Annotated in this window: 12 protein-coding genes, 1 other RNA gene and 1 pseudogene; 7 read left to right on the top strand and 7 right to left on the bottom strand. The window is 66.9% G+C overall.

Annotation, left to right across the window (positions count from 1 at the left end; translation table 11 throughout):
- Positions 1-2 precede the first annotated feature (2 nt).
- Positions 3-449, bottom strand: a complete 447-nt coding sequence (gene mraZ / locus PEM_RS01570) for a division/cell wall cluster transcriptional repressor MraZ (RefSeq protein WP_004143635.1) — start codon at positions 447-449, stop codon at positions 3-5.
- A gap of 324 nt (positions 450-773) precedes the next feature.
- Here mraZ and PEM_RS01565 point away from each other — a divergent pair, with 324 nt between their 5' ends.
- Both PEM_RS01565 and PEM_RS01555 read left to right on the top strand, forming a co-directional pair.
- A complete protein-coding gene (locus PEM_RS01565) occupies positions 774-1,562 on the top strand; it encodes an NRDE family protein (RefSeq protein WP_069139503.1) in 789 nt (262 codons plus the stop codon).
- Positions 1,563-1,916: 354 nt separating this feature from the next.
- Positions 1,917-2,395: pseudogene (locus PEM_RS01555) on the top strand (DM13 domain-containing protein).
- 88 nt (positions 2,396-2,483) lie between these two features.
- On the opposite strand, the gene rnpB reads toward PEM_RS01555, so the two are convergent.
- The 4 genes from rnpB to rsmI all read right to left on the bottom strand — a co-directional run bounded on the left by rnpB (position 2,484) and on the right by rsmI (position 5,314).
- Positions 2,484-2,835, bottom strand: an RNA gene (gene rnpB / locus PEM_RS01550) — RNase P RNA component class A.
- An 80-nt stretch (positions 2,836-2,915) separates the two neighbouring features.
- Entirely contained in the window at positions 2,916-3,725 is an 810-nt protein-coding gene (locus PEM_RS01545; RefSeq protein ID WP_162911570.1) for a PDZ domain-containing protein, read from the bottom strand.
- Between the two features lie 118 nt (positions 3,726-3,843).
- Positions 3,844-4,161: a hypothetical protein gene (locus PEM_RS20205; protein ID WP_070489890.1), complete on the bottom strand. Its 318-nt coding sequence runs from the start codon at positions 4,159-4,161 to the stop codon at positions 3,844-3,846.
- Between the two features lie 334 nt (positions 4,162-4,495).
- Positions 4,496-5,314: a 16S rRNA (cytidine(1402)-2'-O)-methyltransferase gene (gene rsmI, locus PEM_RS01540; RefSeq protein ID WP_061478399.1), complete on the bottom strand. Its 819-nt coding sequence runs from the start codon at positions 5,312-5,314 to the stop codon at positions 4,496-4,498.
- 81 nt (positions 5,315-5,395) lie between these two features.
- On the opposite strand from rsmI, the gene PEM_RS01535 reads away from it, so the two are divergent.
- The 4 genes from PEM_RS01535 (at position 5,396) to PEM_RS01520 (ending at position 9,524) form a co-directional block, all read left to right on the top strand.
- Positions 5,396-7,117: a penicillin-binding protein activator gene (locus PEM_RS01535; RefSeq protein ID WP_111128433.1), complete on the top strand. Its 1,722-nt coding sequence runs from the start codon at positions 5,396-5,398 to the stop codon at positions 7,115-7,117.
- A complete protein-coding gene (locus PEM_RS01530; protein WP_170944933.1) occupies positions 7,107-7,475 on the top strand; it encodes a YraN family protein in 369 nt (122 codons plus the stop codon). The genes PEM_RS01535 and PEM_RS01530 overlap by 11 nt, the downstream gene beginning before the upstream one ends.
- 85 nt (positions 7,476-7,560) lie before the next feature.
- Entirely contained in the window at positions 7,561-8,142 is a 582-nt protein-coding gene (locus tag PEM_RS01525) for a metal-dependent hydrolase (RefSeq protein WP_111128379.1), read from the top strand.
- The gene (locus PEM_RS01520) at positions 8,139-9,524 is read left to right on the top strand and encodes an FAD-linked oxidase C-terminal domain-containing protein (protein ID WP_111128380.1); all 1,386 of its coding nucleotides are present in this window, start codon (positions 8,139-8,141) and stop codon (positions 9,522-9,524) included. The genes PEM_RS01525 and PEM_RS01520 overlap by 4 nt, the downstream gene beginning before the upstream one ends.
- Before the next feature lie 110 nt (positions 9,525-9,634).
- Here the strand turns inward: PEM_RS01520 and PEM_RS01515 are convergent, their stop codons facing one another.
- Positions 9,635-11,635: an acyltransferase family protein gene (locus tag PEM_RS01515; RefSeq protein WP_111128381.1), complete on the bottom strand. Its 2,001-nt coding sequence runs from the start codon at positions 11,633-11,635 to the stop codon at positions 9,635-9,637.
- 215 nt (positions 11,636-11,850) lie between these two features.
- On the bottom strand, positions 11,851-15,081 hold the full coding sequence (locus PEM_RS01510; protein WP_111128387.1) for an autotransporter outer membrane beta-barrel domain-containing protein: 3,231 nt from the start codon (positions 15,079-15,081) through the stop codon (positions 11,851-11,853).
- A 335-nt stretch (positions 15,082-15,416) separates the two neighbouring features.
- Between PEM_RS01510 and PEM_RS20540 the strand changes: the two genes are divergently transcribed.
- The gene (locus PEM_RS20540) at positions 15,417-16,073 is read left to right on the top strand and encodes an autotransporter outer membrane beta-barrel domain-containing protein (protein WP_276117406.1); all 657 of its coding nucleotides are present in this window, start codon (positions 15,417-15,419) and stop codon (positions 16,071-16,073) included.
- The last annotated feature ends 7 nt before the right edge of the window (positions 16,074-16,080 follow it).

The raw sequence follows: 16,080 nt of genomic DNA, 5'->3' as shown, positions 1-16,080 counted from the left end.
GCTCACAACTTCAGGTCGAGCAACCCATCACCCAGATCCTCGTCAGACAACGTCTGCTGGATCAGGGCCCGATGTGCCTGCTCGCTCCACAATTCGAACTTGTCGCCCATGCCGAGCAATACCGCCTTCTTCTCAATGCCCACCGCACCGCGGTGGCTGGCGGGGATGCTGATGCGACCGTTGCCGTCCAGTTCCAGATGGGCGGCCGAGCCGACCAGCTTCTGCTGCAACAGGCGCACGACGCGCTGGGTGTTGGGCTTGGACATCACATCGTCGCGGACCCGTTCCCATTCCGACTCTGCGTACAGCCACAGGCAGCCGGCTTCGAACGGGTTGTAGGTCAGCACGAGACGGTTGTTACTGGCGCGCGCGACGAGGTCGCGGTAAGCGGTGGGAACCGCCATGCGCCCCTTGTCGTCAACTGTGATGGCCGTCTCGCCCTGGAACACGACGCCTGCACCTTGTCCTTCGCCCGGTGAAACATTGAACCACGAAAACCCACAAAACACCCGGATTTCCCTCTGATGCCCACCTTAGCAGCGGGCCGAGGGTTGTCAACAACTTTTCAGCAGGGAAATCGCCAGCCGCATCAATGGCTTGCAACAACCTTTAGAGAATTGTTCAAGGCTTATCCACAAGTTGCTGATCCGTCTCAATTTTTGAGATTGAACGGAAGTTCAGGGGCGTGGACGGGGCGTGAAACATCGACCGCGCATTCATCCCGGCCTGGCCGGAAACGGCGCCGTAATGCGCAAACGGTGCACAATGAGGCCATGTGCCTGCTCGCTCTTGGCTGGATGCACCACCCGCGCTGGCGGCTGGTAATGACCGGCAACCGTGATGAGTTCCACGCCCGCCCCACCGCGGCGCTGGCCCCCTGGCAGGATGAGACCTCCGTCATCGGGGGACGCGACCTGCGCTCCGGCGGTGGCTGGGCCGGGGTCGGCGCCTCGGGCCGGATGGCGGTGGTCACCAACGTCCGCGACCCGCTGGCGGCCCAGACCGGACCGTCGCGGGGCGCGCTGGTGGCCGACTTCCTGCGCGGCCGCGACCCGGCCGCCGTGCATATCGAGCGGCTGGCAACCGTGGCGGGTGCCTACGCCCCATTCAATCTGTTGCTGGCCGATGGCGACAGCCTGGAGTACCTGGGCAACCATCCCGCCGAACGGCAGACGCTTGGCCCGGGCGTCCACGGCATGTCCAACGGCGCGCTGGACGCGCCCTGGCCGAAGACCCGACGGCTGATGGCCGCGCTGTCGGCATGGCTGGAAGCAGACGGGGTCAGATCCCTTTCGCAGCGCGAAAGGGATCTGACCCCGGACCTGACCCCGCTCTGGAATGCCTTGGCCGATGAACACCGCCCCGCCGACAGCGACCTGCCCGACACCGGCATTGGCCTGGAACGCGAGCGCTGGTTGAGCCCGGCCTTCATCCGCGGCGACGACTACGGCACCCGCGCCAGCACCGTACTGCTGATCGACGCCGACGGCCACGGCGAGATCCACGAACGCCGTTTCGGCCCGCAGGGTGCACCGAGCGGACAAAGCCACGTCATTTTCTGACCCGGTCATGACGGCCCCTGGCCGGATGCTCTTGGCGAGGGTAGTGCCGGCCGCTGGCCGGCAGCCTTTGGATGCTCGGATTCGCCATGAAGCTGCCGGCCAGCGGCCGGCACTACCCGCAGCTTGCTGTCGCGATCCACGTGACGGCCGTCGCCATCGCAGCGGGCCTGAAACGTCATTCAGCTTCCAGCCGCGACCACGATCCGTCCGCACCCCAGGGGTTTCAGCATCGCCGCCACCCGACTGTGCCCTTTTCGCAATCGGCACTGTGTCTATAAATGTCGGCCCTGACCTCCCAGGGTGGTCGCGCCCGGCAGCACGCCGCGCGATCGACCGCAACCACAAGGAGGCCCCATGCGCCGCATCCTCATCCTGCTCGCCACCCATCTGCTCACCCTCGGCCTGGGCTTCGGCCTGGGCGTCTATCTGCTGCCGATCCTGATCGCCCCCGATGACCCGCCGGTCGCCCAGGTACAGGCCGCAATGAAAGACGCCACCTACCGCACCACCTTCCGCCGCGACCTCAAAGGCAGCGATGCGGTGCACTGGGCCGAAGGCAAGGTCAGCGTCAGCGCCACCAGGTCGCCTTCGACGGGAAGATGGGACCGGGCCCGGATTACAAGGTCTATCTGGTTCGCGATTTCGTCGACAACAAGGCCGACTTCCTGAAGATCAAGGCGCAGGCCCAGCGCATCGGCGAGGTAAAGACCTTCAACCGCTTCCTGGTCGAGGTGCCCGCGAACGTGGACGTGGACGACTACACCACGGTGGTGGTGTGGTGCGAGCGCTTCTCGCAGTTCATTTCCGCCGGGCAGTACCGCACGCCGGGCTGAACAACATCCCGAGCGTCTGGACGGAAAGCAGCCGAGCATGGCTCGGCTGTACTGTAGAGCCGAGCCGTGCTCGGCTTACCGGAAAAAGAGGCGGAGCCGGCCGATAAGCCGGGTTCTGTCGTGGACAGTCATTCCTCTAGGCGTTACGTCACCGCAACGCTCAAGCAACCTACCCGGATCCAACGCGGGCCGCGCCAAAGGATCCCTATTTGGTCTTGCTCCAGGTGGGGTTTGCCGTGCCGGTCTGTTGCCAGACTCGCGGTGCGCTCTTACCGCACCATTTCACCCTTACCGGCCTTCCGAAGAAGACGTAGGCGGTATCTTTCTGTTGCACTTTCCGTCGGCTTGCGCCGCCCAGGCGTTACCTGGCACCTTGCCCTATGGAGCCCGGACTTTCCTCGGCACCCCCGAAGGGATGACGCGACTGTCTGGCCGGCTCCGCCAGCGCGTATTCTAGCGTACGCACGCCCTTCCTGCCGTGCCGATCGCGGCGGCCGGTTCATCCACGCGTGGCGTGGCTCTAGCGGCCCTTCGCCCTCGCCATCACCACCGCCCGCGACTCCAGCACCACACCTACGATCAATTCCCGCACCTGCGGTTGCGAACCGTCCCATTCAATGCGGCGGACGCGCACGTCCACGCGATCGCCCGGCGCGTAGGCTTTCAACGCTTGGCCGACACCGAAGACGGTCTTCACTCGGGTACCCGCCACGGCCAGCACCTCATCCCCCTTGCGCAGGCCGGCGCGATGGGCCGGACCCTCGTCAGGCTCGGATTCGATCACGGTCGCGCCCCCCATCTGAACGCCGAGGACCGGGCGCAGCGCGTCGCTACGCGAATCCCCTTCCCCGGCCTGCTCGCGCGCCAATTCGGTGGCGCCCAGCAGTGCATCGTCCAACGCCGCATCGAAATAGGGCGCGTTGTCCACGAATGCGGCGCATTGCCACGACGCGCGCTCGGGCACCGGCTCGCGCCTCGCACGCAGGGCCTGCCGCAGGTCGCGCCATTGCGCCGCGCTGACGTACCGCTGCTGGCTGTTCACCAACTGCTGGTAGGCCGCCTCGATCTGTGCGTGGTTGTCGGCCCCCACCTGCAGACATGCCTCGTAGCTCTCCAACGCGTCACGTGCCGCGCGGTAGGTCAGGTAATTGCCGTAATCGCGAACCGACTGCAGCCGATTGAACTCGACCAACCCCGGATCGAACAGCAGGTAGCCGACATAGTCCGGGCCCAGATCGGCTTCGGTAATGGCTGCGGGTGGCGGCGCTTCAGCTGCAGGAGCTGGCACATCGGCCAGTGCGAACAGCAGGAACAGTCCCTTTTCAAACATCTGTCTTTCCTCCCTGAAGGAAATTTGAGAGCTTCGCCCCTTAGCCCCCCCGGAATTCGGCCGCTGCCGTGTTCCAGCGTCCCAGTCTGTGAACGAGCCATGCAGGTCTGCACGCCTTTCAGGACTTTTCGCCCAGCTCCCGGCGAGGATCGTCGACCAACCGCTTTCTACTGCTACGGTCATACTCGGTCGGCGAGAACGGCATCGACGCACGCGCATAGATGGTGCCTTCCTCGCAGGTGCAGGTGGGCTCCGGCACCGCGCGCACTGCAATCAGGCGACTTAGCCATTCTTCTGACACATTGCAGAATGCGGCGAACACATCCTTTGGCAGGAAATGAGCCTGAAGGTAGGCTGTCAATGCCATCTCGAACAATTGCTCCCAAGTGGGGAATGAAGAGGCGTGTGCCGGAGCGTCTTCGCCCAGGACAGGCATTTGAAGACATCCCGAGCACCGGTCCTCACGCGTCAGAGGCCTCGGAAATGGGGTCACACTACGGACACCCTTCCGCATCGGGAGTATCCGCGCGGGCTCGACTGATCTCAATGTCGCCCTGCAGGACGTCCCGCAATACCCAAAGCTGCTGGGTTCGTACGATCATCAGTGGGTCGGTCATTGATGCTCATCACGACATTCCCTAGCCCCGGATTCGTCCCTCAGCCGCGCACGTGAGCACATTCACGCGCCAGAGATCGGCGACCCTCCGGCGGATCCGAACCGTTTTGCATTTCGCGCCGCGCGCTGCCCGGGCATGGCCCGGAGCGAGCGATCAACTGCCGTACAACGCCTTGCGCGGCGCACCGGTCAGTTCCGCGGCCAGCTTGGCGGCGGTCGACGGCGGCAGGTGCTCGCTCAGCTTCGCGTAAACGCGGCGGCCGTGTGCCAGCTGCGCTTCCTCGTCATCGCCGGCGCCCTGCACCATCACCACGAACTCGCCCTTGCGCTGGTTCTCGTCGGCCTCGACCCTGGCCAGCAGGCCGGCCAGGTCACCATCAAGGACGGTCTCGAACAGCTTGGTCAGCTCGCGGGCCAGTACCGCCGGGCGCTCGCCGCCGAAGATCGCCGCCATGTCGGCCAGCGACTCGGCGATACGGTGCGAGGATTCGTAGAACACCATCGTGCGCACTTCGCCGGCCAGCGCCTGCAGGCGGTCGCGGCGGCCGCTGGCCTTGGCCGGCAGGAAACCCTCGAAGCTGAAACGGTCGCTGGGCAGGCCGGCCACGCTCAGCGCGGCGATGGCGGCGCAGGCACCGGGCACCGGGCTGACCTTGATGCCCGCCGCGCGCGCAGCACGCACCAGGCGGAAACCGGGGTCACTGACCAGCGGGGTACCGGCATCGCTGACCAGCGCCAGCGACTCGCCGGCCTGCAATCGCGAAACCAGGCGCTGCGCCAGGGCCTCTTCATTGTGTTCGTGCAGGGCCACCAGCGGTTGCTGGATGCCGAAATGGGACAGCAGCTGGCCGCTGCGGCGGGTGTCCTCGGCACAGATGGCCGCCACCGAACGCAGCACCTCCTGCGCGCGCGGGCTCAGATCGGCCAGGTTGCCGATCGGCGTGGCGACGACGTACAGGGTTGGCACACTCATTTCAGCGGTACTCACGGGGCAAGGGTAGAATCGTAGCGTGTACCCGGCCAAGGCCGCTGCCCCCATCGCATGGACCCGATCATGAACAAGCCCGCCGCACGGATCTCCGCCCTGTCGTTGTCGCTGATGCTGCTGGCCGGTTGTGCCACCACCAGCCTGACCAGCACGCCCGATTCGCCGGCCCAGAGCCAGGCGCTGGCGCTGATCGAACAGGGCAAGCCGCGCGATGCCGCGCTGCAGCTGGAAGGCCTGGCCTCCACCCTGCGCGGCGGCGCCCGCAGCAACGCACTGGCCGATGCGGCCTGGGCCTGGCACCTCGCCGGCGACAGTGCCCGCGCGCGCAGCCTGCTCGGCCAGCTCACCGCGCGCCAGCTGTCCGGCGCCAGCCTGCAGCGCTACCAGCTGACCGGTGCCGAGCTCGCCTTGGCCGACAAGCAGCCGGCGCAGGCACTGGCCCTGCTGAAGGACCACGGCGATAACGTGCTGCCGGCCCTGCGCACACGCTGGTACCTGGCCCGCGCCAGTGCCCTGCAGGGCACCGGCGATGCCTTCGGTGCCGCCACCGAACGGGCCCGCGCCCATTCCAGCCTGACCGGCAGCGCGCGCAGCGAGAACCAGGCCGCCATTGCCGGCCTGCTCGGCACCCTCGACGACGCCACCCTCCGCAGCCGTGCCGCTGCCCTGCCGGCCAACGACCCGCTCTACAACTTCGCCGGCCGTGCACTGATCGCGCGCGGCCTGCCGCTGCCGCGCCCGTTCGACCGCGATGGCGCGGCCCAGTTCGACACCAGCAAGCGCCCGCCGGCGATGAGCGACGGTTACCGCCCGCCGGCCAAGCTGGCCGTGCTGCTGCCGCTCAGCGGCCGCCTGGCCACTGCCGCACAGCCGGTGCGCGATGGCCTGTTGAGCGCCTACTACGGTGAAAGCCGGCGCCGCCCGGACATCAACTTCTTCGACACCGCCGGCACCCCGGCCGGTGCCCTGGCCGCCTATGACAAGGCCGTCGCCTCCGGCGCCGACTTCGTGGTCGGCCCGCTGGGCCGCGACGAAGTGGACGCGGTGTACGGCCGCCAGCAGCTGCAGGTGCCGGTGCTGGCCCTGAACCGCGGCAAGGACGCACCGCCGGCCGGCAGTGCCGGCTTCTCGCTGGCGCCGGAAGACGATGGCATCGTCGCCGCCGAGTACCTGCGTGGCCGCGAGCGCGGCAAGGCGCTGGTGATCAACAGCGCTGACGACACCGGCCGCCGTGCCGCCGCCGCCTTTGCCCAGCGCTTCGCGCAGCGCGGTGGCCAGGTGGTGGCCACGATCGGCGTCACCGATGCCGTCGGCGATGTCGGCGCGCAGGTGCGCAACGCCGGCCAGGTCGATGCCGTGTTCCTCGCCGTGCGTGCGCCGCAGGCGCGCCTGCTGGCGCCGCAGCTGGCGCTGGCCGGTGCAGGCGGCGCGACCCGCGTTGGCACCTCGCAGCTGACCGTTGGCAGCGGCAAGGTGGAAGAAGACGTCGCGCTGGACGGCATCGTCTATCCGAACGAAGCCTGGAACGTGCGCAGTGTGTCCGGCCTGCCGTCGGCCAGCCAGGTGGCCAGCACCCTGCCGAGCGCACGCGGTGCGGCCGGCCGCCTGTTCGCCTTCGGTGCCGACGCCTGGAAGATCACCGCCTACCTGGACAAGCTGTCCAACGAAGGCGGCCTGGACGGTGCCACCGGCACCCTGTTCCTGGACAGCAACGGCAACATCCTGCGCCAGCCGGCCTGGTCGACCTTCAATGGCGGCCGGCCGATGCCGATCGTCGGTGGTCGCTGAACGCAGCCAACGGGGCTCGGCGGTGGAAGCCGCCGCCGAGCAGCACCTGCAACAGGCCGGACTGCAGCCGCGTGCGCGCAATGTGCGCTATCGCGGCGGTGAACTGGACCTGGTGATGGACGATGCCGGCACCGTGGTGTTCGTGGAAGTGCGCTACCGCGCGCGATCCGATTTCGGTGGCGGCGCCGCGTCAGTGGATGCGCGCAAGTGCCGGCGCCTGGCCCATGCCGCGCAACTGTACCTGCAGGACAACCCGGCGCTGGCCAATGCACCCTGCCGTTTCGATGTGGTCGAAGCCACCGGCGAACCGCCGCAGCTGCATTGGCTGCGGGATGCGTTCCGATTGGATGACTGCTGATGGCTACTCTTTGCCGGCCAGCGGCTGGCACTACCCGTCGGACCTGCAGCCGGCCCGCGGCCGGTACGACCATGGCGCGTGACTGATGCCGTCGATCATCACCCATGCCGCTGTGCCGCTGGCGCTGTGGTGCGCCGCGGATCGTGGCCGCATCCCACCGCGCCTGCTGGCCGCCGGCGTGATCGCCGCCATGCTGCCCGATGCCGATGTACTGGCCTTTGCGCTGCATATTCCCTACGCCGATGCGTTCGGCCATCGTGGCGCCAGTCATTCACTGCTGTTTGCCGGCGTGTTGGCAGCATTGGCTGCGGTGTTGGCGTTCTTTGGTAGTCTCCGACCTTGGTCGGCGGGTGTGTGCCAACCAAGGTTGGTATCTACCGTGCAAGCGGCGGTATTTGTCTTCGTCTGCGCCGCCAGCCATCCGCTGCTGGATGCGATGACCTCCGGTGGCCTGGGCGTTGCGCTGGCCTGGCCGTGGAGCGAACACCGCTTCTTCGCGCCGTGGCGCCCCATCCGCGTGTCACCGTTCGCGCCACAGTTCTTCAGCGCACGCGGCGTGGCTACCCTGCTCTCCGAACTGCGCTGGGTGTGGCTGCCACTGGCCGGCGCCGTTGTCGCCTGGAAACTGATCCAACCCGCTCCTGCTGCCCCACGAGATCCGTCATGAGTCCTGCCCTGCCCACCGCATTGGTTACTGAACTGTCCACCCTGCTGGGCGCGGAGGGCTGGCGCATGGATGACGGCGCGCTGGAGGCCAACGCACAGGACAACTCATGGCGCCATCAGCGGCCGGCTGCAGTGGCGTTTCCGGCGGACATCGATCAGGTGCAGGCGCTGGTGCGTGCATGCCGCGTGCATGGCGTGGCGCTGGTCGCGCGCGGTGCCGGCACCGGTACCACCGGTGCCGCGGTCCCGCAGCCGGGCAGCATCGTACTCTCGTTCACCCGCATGGACCGCATCGTCGAGATCCGCGCCGGTGATCGCTGCGCGGTCGTGCAGCCGGGCGTGTTGAACGGCACGCTGCAGCAGGCGCTGGCGTCGCACGGCCTGTTCTGGGCGCCGGACCCGTCCAGCGCCGAAATCTGCAGCATCGGCGGCAACCTGGCCTGCAATGCGGGCGGCCCGCGCGCGGTGAAGTACGGCACCAGCCGCGACAACGTGCTGGGCCTGGTGGCGGTGACCGGAACCGGCGACGTGATCCGTTGCGGTGGCGCCTACACCAAGGATGCCACCGGCTACGACCTCACCCACCTGCTGGTAGGCAGCGAAGGCACGCTGGCACTGATCGTGGAAGCCACGCTGAAACTGACCCCGCTGCCGGTCAGCCAGGCCGGCCTGCGCGTGCTGTACCGCGATGCCGATGCTGCTGCGGCCGCCGTGTCGCGGTTGATGTCGCAGCCGGTGGTACCCACCCGCCTGGAATTCATGGATGCGCGCAGCCTGGAACTGCTGCGGCTGAATGGTGCCGATGTGCCGGAAGCAGGGGCGATGCTGCTGGTCGAGGCCGATGGTGACCACGACACCCTGCCCTATCTGTTGCAGGCATTGGCCAGCGCCGCCGAAGGCGACGGCATGATCGAGCTGGACGTGGCGATGGAAGGCCGCGCGCGCGACCAGCTGTGGGCGGCGCGCAAGGCGCTGTCGCCTGCGCTGCGCAGCGTCGCGCCGGGCAAGATCAATGAAGACGTGGTGGTTCCGGTGTCGCGCATTCCGGAACTGGTGGCCGGCGTGCAGGCCCTGGCACGGGACTACGCGCTCACCATCGTCACCTTCGGCCACGCCGGCAACGGCAACCTGCACGTCAACATCCTCTATCACCCGGAGGATGCAGATGAAAACACGCGCGCGCATGCCGCGCTGCCGAAGATCTTCGAGCTGACGCTGGCACTGGGTGGCACGTTGTCGGGCGAACACGGCATCGGCCTGGCCAAGCGCGATTTCATGGCACGGGCGTTCACACCGGCTACGCTGGCGACGATGCGCGCGATCAAAGCCGCGCTTGACCCGGACGGTATCCTCAACCCGGGCAAGGTACTGCCGCCGGCATAGACCGCGCACACTCCTTCGCACTCCTGTAGAGCCGAGCCCATGCTCGGCTGCTCTTCGGCCACATCGCGATGAAGCCCGCACCGCGTGGCAAGCCGAGCGTGAGCTCGGTTCTACACCGGCGTGTCGCCTGCAATATCGATCAGGGTCTGCCGGAAACTGGGCAACAGCACGCGGTTGCCATGCCCGCTCAGGTGATCGTTGTCGAAGAACAGCGGCTCCCCGTCTTCCACCGCCGAACAGGTTGTTGGCCCGCACAGCAGCGGCAGCGGATCCCACACCGTGAGCGATGGATAGCGCGCTGCCAGCTCGGCCAGCAACGCCATCTGCGGCGCACGCAGCCTCTCCAGATCATCGCGCGGCATGCTCAGGCCACCGGCACAGGCCGGGTTGCGGCGGTTGAACCAGTCCGAACAGCGGTACGCACCGGCCTTGAACAACGGCAGCGGTGCATCCAAAACCACTTGCACGCCCAGCTTCTGCAGACGTCCAAGAACATGATCAGCCTCATCACGCGCGGCCTGCGCATCGGTCGGGGTGCGCTCGGCGAGCAGTTGACGGTAGATTTCCTGCGCATCCTGACGCTGCCAGTCGAATCCACGCAGCTCCGGCATGCGCAAGGCCGCCAGCAGCACGATGTCACCCGGGCGTGCCTCGCGCTCGATGGTCGACAGCGTGTGCTCAATGAAGTCCTGGCAATCGGCTGGACTGGCCCGCAGCAGATTGACGAAGCTGCAGCCGCCGCGATCCTGCTGGCGCACCTCCATGCCGGTCTGGCGCGCGACCATGCTGGTCATGGTGCGATACGCCGCCGCGTGCGAATCGCCGGACACGAACAGGCGCCGTCCTTCAAGCGCCGGCGCACTCACCGGCTCCAATGGGCGCCACGCGGGGTAGCGACGCGCCTGCCATGCATAGCCGTCACGGGTAACGCTCAGCGAGACCTGCTCGTGGTACTCCACGGTGGCCCACGCACCCGCACCACACAGCGCCACCACCGGCAACGCCATCGCCAGCACCTTGGCCGGTGCCAGGCGCAGCAGCGGCAACGCACTGCGCAGCGGACGCTCGATGAAGTGATACGACACAGCCGATAGCGCCAGCAGCAGTACCGGATACAGCCACAGCGCGGCGCCGTGCAGGCCGTAGGTCCAGCGCAGCAGCACCAGCAGCGGCCAATGCCACAGGTACAGCGAATAGGACAGGCGCCCCAGGTAGGCGAGCGGTGCGCAGCCCAGCGCGCGGGCGAGGCGTGATGTCCCCGGCATCGACACGCTTGCCAACAGCAGCAGGGTACCGGCCACGGTGGCCAGCACGCCGGGAACCGGCATCGCCAGCTGCGGTGCGATCACCACGCCTGCACCCAGCAGTGCCAGACCGACCACTGCAACCGCATCACCGTTCTGGCCCGGCGTGCGCGTGCGCATCCACTGGTACAGCAACGCGCCCGCAGCCAGCTCCCAGAACCGCGCCGGCAGCAGGTAGAACGCTGCCGCCGGTGCCGTCTGCGCCTGCCAGCCTGCCCACGCCAGCGACAGCAGGGTGAGCACCGGCAACAACCAGCGCGACCACGGCCAGCGCTCACGCCCGCGCAGCCAGACGAAGAACAGCAGCGGGAAGACCAGGTAGAACTGTTCCTCCACCCCCAGCGTCCACGTGTGCAGGAACGGGTTCAGTTCCGCGCCGGGTGAGAAGTAGTCGTCCTGCTGGCCAGCCAGCACGATGTTGCTGAAGCCGACCAGCGCGGCCCAGCCGGTCTGGTCGAACTGCTCATTGCGCCACGCGCGGGGAATGAACAGCGCAGACAGTATGAAAGTGGTCACCAGCATCACCAGCAGCGCCGGCAACAGGCGCAGCACGCGGCGCCGGTAGAAGTCGAGCAGCATCGCGCCCAGCGACGCATGGGCGCGCGAAGCCAACGACTGGCTGATCACGAAGCCGGACACCACGAAGAACAGGTCCACACCGGTGAAGCCACCCGGTAACCAGGCTGCGTTGGTGTGAAACAGGATGACGGCCAGCACCGCCAATGCACGCAGGCCGTCAATGGCAGCGTTGTGGGAACGTTCGGGAGCAGACATGCGGGTGACCGGCAGCGAGCGATCCGGCAGCATCGCCACCGTTTGCGTAGTCATTCAATGGACGATCGCGACAGACATGGACATCGTTCAGGTCCCGCCCCCGCTCGACGCGGTTGTAGAGCCGAGCCATGCTCGGCTGCTCTTCGTTCAGATCGCGGTGAGCCGAGCATAGGCTCGGCTCTACGGCAGCAGCCAGGGGTCAGAGCCCACTGCCATGGCAATGGGATCCGACCCCGCTGCACGCCCGCTTACCAGGCCATGCGCAGGCCCACCTGGCCACCCACGTTGCGATAGCCGCCTTCGCCGCGCTGCACGCTCACGCCGCCCCACGCACCCCAGCGCTGGCCCAGCTTCAGCTCGGCACCGGCCTGCATCTCGTAGCGGTTGCGTGGCAGGTCCGCGCCCAGCGTCTCACCGTTGAACTGCAACGTGCTGCTGCCGCTGCCACGCAACCAGTTCACGCCCAGGTACGGCTGCACCGTGTTGCCGGCTGCAGTGCCGTGACCGAACACGCGCACGCCCAGGCGCCCGCTCAGGCCACCGGCATCGGCTTGGTCGACCACCGTGCCATTGCTCTCCACGTGCCGATCGGCGCGGAAGTCGACATGGCTCAGCTGCAGCTGCGGCTGCACGTACAGCGCGCTGGTGGGGCCCTGCCACACGGTGAAGGTGTAGCCGGTCTCCAGCGACGCACTGGCCATGCGTGAGTCATAGCGCTCCGGTTCCAGGCCGATGCCCTGCACCCGGTTGTCGAAGCGGCCGTACTGCAGCGCTGCGTCCACGTAGGCACCTTGCGCGCCTCCAGCATCCTGCAGCCAGGTGCCGTATACACCCACTGCGTTGCCACGCACCCGGCCGGTGGCGCTGTAGCCGGTCAGCCGCGAGACGGCACGATTGTCGGCGCGGCCGCTGCCGAGCACGACGCCGAACGCGGCATTGCCACGCTGTAGCAGATCGCTGCCGATCTGCAGCACCGAGGCGGCGCCGTCCACCGACAGCTGACTGCCGACCGCGCTGGAATCGGCCTGCTGCCGGCCCACCCGTGCCCAGGCCTGGCGCTCAGTGCCCCGCGAACGGGTGCCGCTGCGCTCATGCATGCGGTGTGCAAACAGGTTGATCGCTGCAGACTGGTTGGCCAGGTAGGCACCGGCCTCCGGGCGCAGTACCGGCGGCGGCAGGATCGGATCGACTGGATCCACCGGGTCCACAGGGTCGGTCGGATCGATCGGATCCGGGCCAGGATCGACCACGCATCCTGGCCCGGCCGGGTTGTCCTTGCAGGCATCAAACCACTGCGAACGCAGGTACCAGTTGCCATCGGAAGGATCGGTCACACCGCCCTTGAACAGGAAGTACTCGTACGACCCACCGACCGCACGCCCGGCCAGCGTGTAGCTCGCCAGGGACGCACCGTCGATCTCGATCAACCGGATGCCATCCACCGTGGGCGCCCCCACACCGCCCATGTTCTTCACCAGGATGCTTGCATCGCCCGAGCTGTCGCCGCGCACATGCAGGCGGTCGATCGCGCTGTCATCGCCTGCCAGCGCGCCCTGGAACAGGAAGATGGCGTTCTCGCTGTGCAGGTCGCCGTCCACGGTGAGCGTGTTGAAGCGACCGGTGCCATCGGACAACGCCAGCCCGCTGCCAAGCACCTGCAGTCCACCAACCGTGGCATCGCCCGTGAGCGTCCACTGGCTGCCACCCTCGATCGCCAGCGTCTGCACCAGATCGGATGAACCCTGCCACAGCGAACCGTCGGCCAGGCGCGCATGCACTTCGGATTGCGGCACCAGCCCGGCGTCGTCATCTTCGGGAGTGATGACGATGTCACCCACCAGCTGCGAGCGACCGTCCAGCACCAGATCGAAGCGCCCGGCCACAGCGGCGTCCAACGCCAACCCGATGCCGTTGCCACCCGACACCAAGGCACCATTGGACAACGTCAGGCCCGGGTCGCGGCTGCTGCGCAGCCACACGCCGCCGTGCTGCGCACTCACCAGCGAGCCGCCGTCGATGCGCATCCGACCGTTGTCGTTGATCACTGCCGCCCATGCGCCCTCGCCTTCGGTGCGTACATGGGTATTGGTCAGGGTCATTTCGCCTGTACCGCCCGACAACACACCGTGCGAGTTGATGCCGGTGGTGCGCACCACACTGTCGGACAAGTGCACGGTACCGCCCAAGCGCGCGATCGCGCCGATGGCGCCGTGTCCTTCGGTCAGGATGTCGGTCATGCCTGCGCTCACCTGCGGATTTTTCCCGCCGGAACCCTCCGCATACAGGCCGTGGCCGTTCTGGCCGAGCGTGCGCAATCGGCTGGACGCCACCCGGGCGGTTCCATCCAGCACCGAGATGGCCTGCCAGAACTCACCGTCCGCGGTGATCTCCGAGCCGTCCACATCCAGCTCACCCTTGCCCATCATCAGGATGCCAACACCATCGCGCGTGGTGATGGAAGAGCCCGCCACGCTGGCCACGCCGTCGCGCTGGTTGATGTTGATGCCCACCGCAGTGCTCTCCAGGCGGCTGTTGCGCATGGTCAACTCGGCACCTGCAGTCATGTGGATGCCGTGGTGGCCGGACAGCTCAACACCCTCCAACAGCAACGTTCCGCTGCTGCCAGTGGCAAAACTGATCACACTGGCATTGGTTCCGCCGGCATGGATGCTGCCCCCGCGCATTTCGACGTCACCACCAATCATCAAACCGGCGCCGGAGCGCTCATGGCTGAGGTTGATGTCCACATCCTCCAGTATCGTTCTTCCCAATGCGGCCAATACCCCCGTAGCACCCGCGCCACGCCCATTGATCTGGACCGAGCGCAGGTGCACGTCCCCGCCGTTCTTGACCGAGACACCGTAGCCACTCCCACCAATCTCGATGCGGGTCCGCTCTGCGACCACGTTGCCGGCATCCGCATCCAGTCCATTGGATTGGCTGGCATTGACCTCGATCACGCTATCCACCACATGCGCATTGCCACCCTTCACCGAGACACCGTGTGACAGCGCCGCGTGCGTGGTGATATGAACCTGATCCAGTACCAGCTGGCCACCCATTGCCTCGGCGCCATTGGATGCCGTGCCAAAGGTCTGTATACGCGTACCGGTGGCCTGCACCAGCCCGTCATTGGCGGCGGAGAGACCTGCAGCACCATAGCCGGTGGTGGTCGCACTCCCTTGCTGGAGCTCGACACGGCTCCCCGTGCCATCGGCCCGCGCGGCGGCCGCTCGCATGCCTTCGGTTCGAAGATTGACCTCACCTGCGGGAACGATGCTGCCGCCATTGATGGCATGGAACGCGTAGCCCGCAGGGTTGCCAGGCTCGACGGGTTCTGTGGTGGCGTAGTCACCCGCCGCTGGAGTCTGCTCGTCGCCGTCGGCAATGATCTGCTGCGCCAGCGCGGGTGCAGTTGAGGCCAGTGCGGCGGCCAACGACAGCGCCAGAGCGGATGGTTGGGAAATGGGGAAGTGCATGGCATGCCTCCGGAAAAGTGGGAGGCATGGTTGAAGATTGCTGCAGCCACAGACATCGAATCTCTTGCAATTCCGGGTGGCCGCAGCCGGCTACCACATGTAACTGAACACAATCTGGGGCGCGACAGCGGGTAAGCGTCCTTTGCAACTAGTTGCATGGTCGCGGTGCGGCGCCACGGAGAAACTGGGCCCCTCGCAGCACAGACTGACGCTAGTGCCACGAAATGACGTCACCCTCACGAAGTATTGACTTATAAGCCTACTGCCTGAATCGCCCCTAAGCCGGATTGCAGTCAGTGCCGAGCTGAACGTTTTTCTCGCCTATGGAGATGATCATGCAAGATCGTTGCCGACTGGTACCCCTGCCGATGCAGTCACTGGCGCATTGCCTGCCGGCAGCGCTGGCCCCGCTGCCGGCATCCAATGCCTTTGCCGGTACGCTGGACGGCACAGAAGCCACGATCGAAGCGGGCACCCCCATTGAAGAATGGACGATTCGCAATGGCGCCTGGCTTGACCTGCAGGGTGCAGAAGCCATCAACGCTACTTCGGCCAGCATCGACAGCGACAGCACCTGGCTGATGACCGGCGACAGCAACGTCGGCCACCTGGCACTGGGCAATGGCAGCACGTTCAACACGCTCAGCGTGGATACCTTCGATGGCGCCGGTGGCACCCTGCTGTTCAACACCCAGCTGGGTGACGACAGCTCGGCCACCGACAAGTTGATCGTCAAGGGCGACGCCAACGGGCAGGCCAACGTGCGCGTGCTCAATGCCGGTGGCGCAGGCGCCAAGACCGAAAAGGGTATCGAGCTGATCCGCGTGGGCGGTGCATCGAATGCACAGTTCGACCTGCAGGACCGCGCGGTAGGGCTGCGTAGCCTGGGCGACAGCGGCCTGTCCGGCCGCGTGGGCCTGCGCCTGCAGGGCGAGGGCCGCAGTGCCGCCGGTGCGTCGGTCAGGCCGCACGTGGTGGCCAATCGCTGGTAGTCGTCTT

The sequence above is a fragment of the Stenotrophomonas sp. Pemsol genome, from assembly GCF_003586545.1.
Lineage (GTDB): Bacteria > Pseudomonadota > Gammaproteobacteria > Xanthomonadales > Xanthomonadaceae > Stenotrophomonas > Stenotrophomonas sepilia.
Note: the sequence above shows the minus strand (reverse complement) of the source record. Positions and strands in the feature narration are given on the sequence as shown.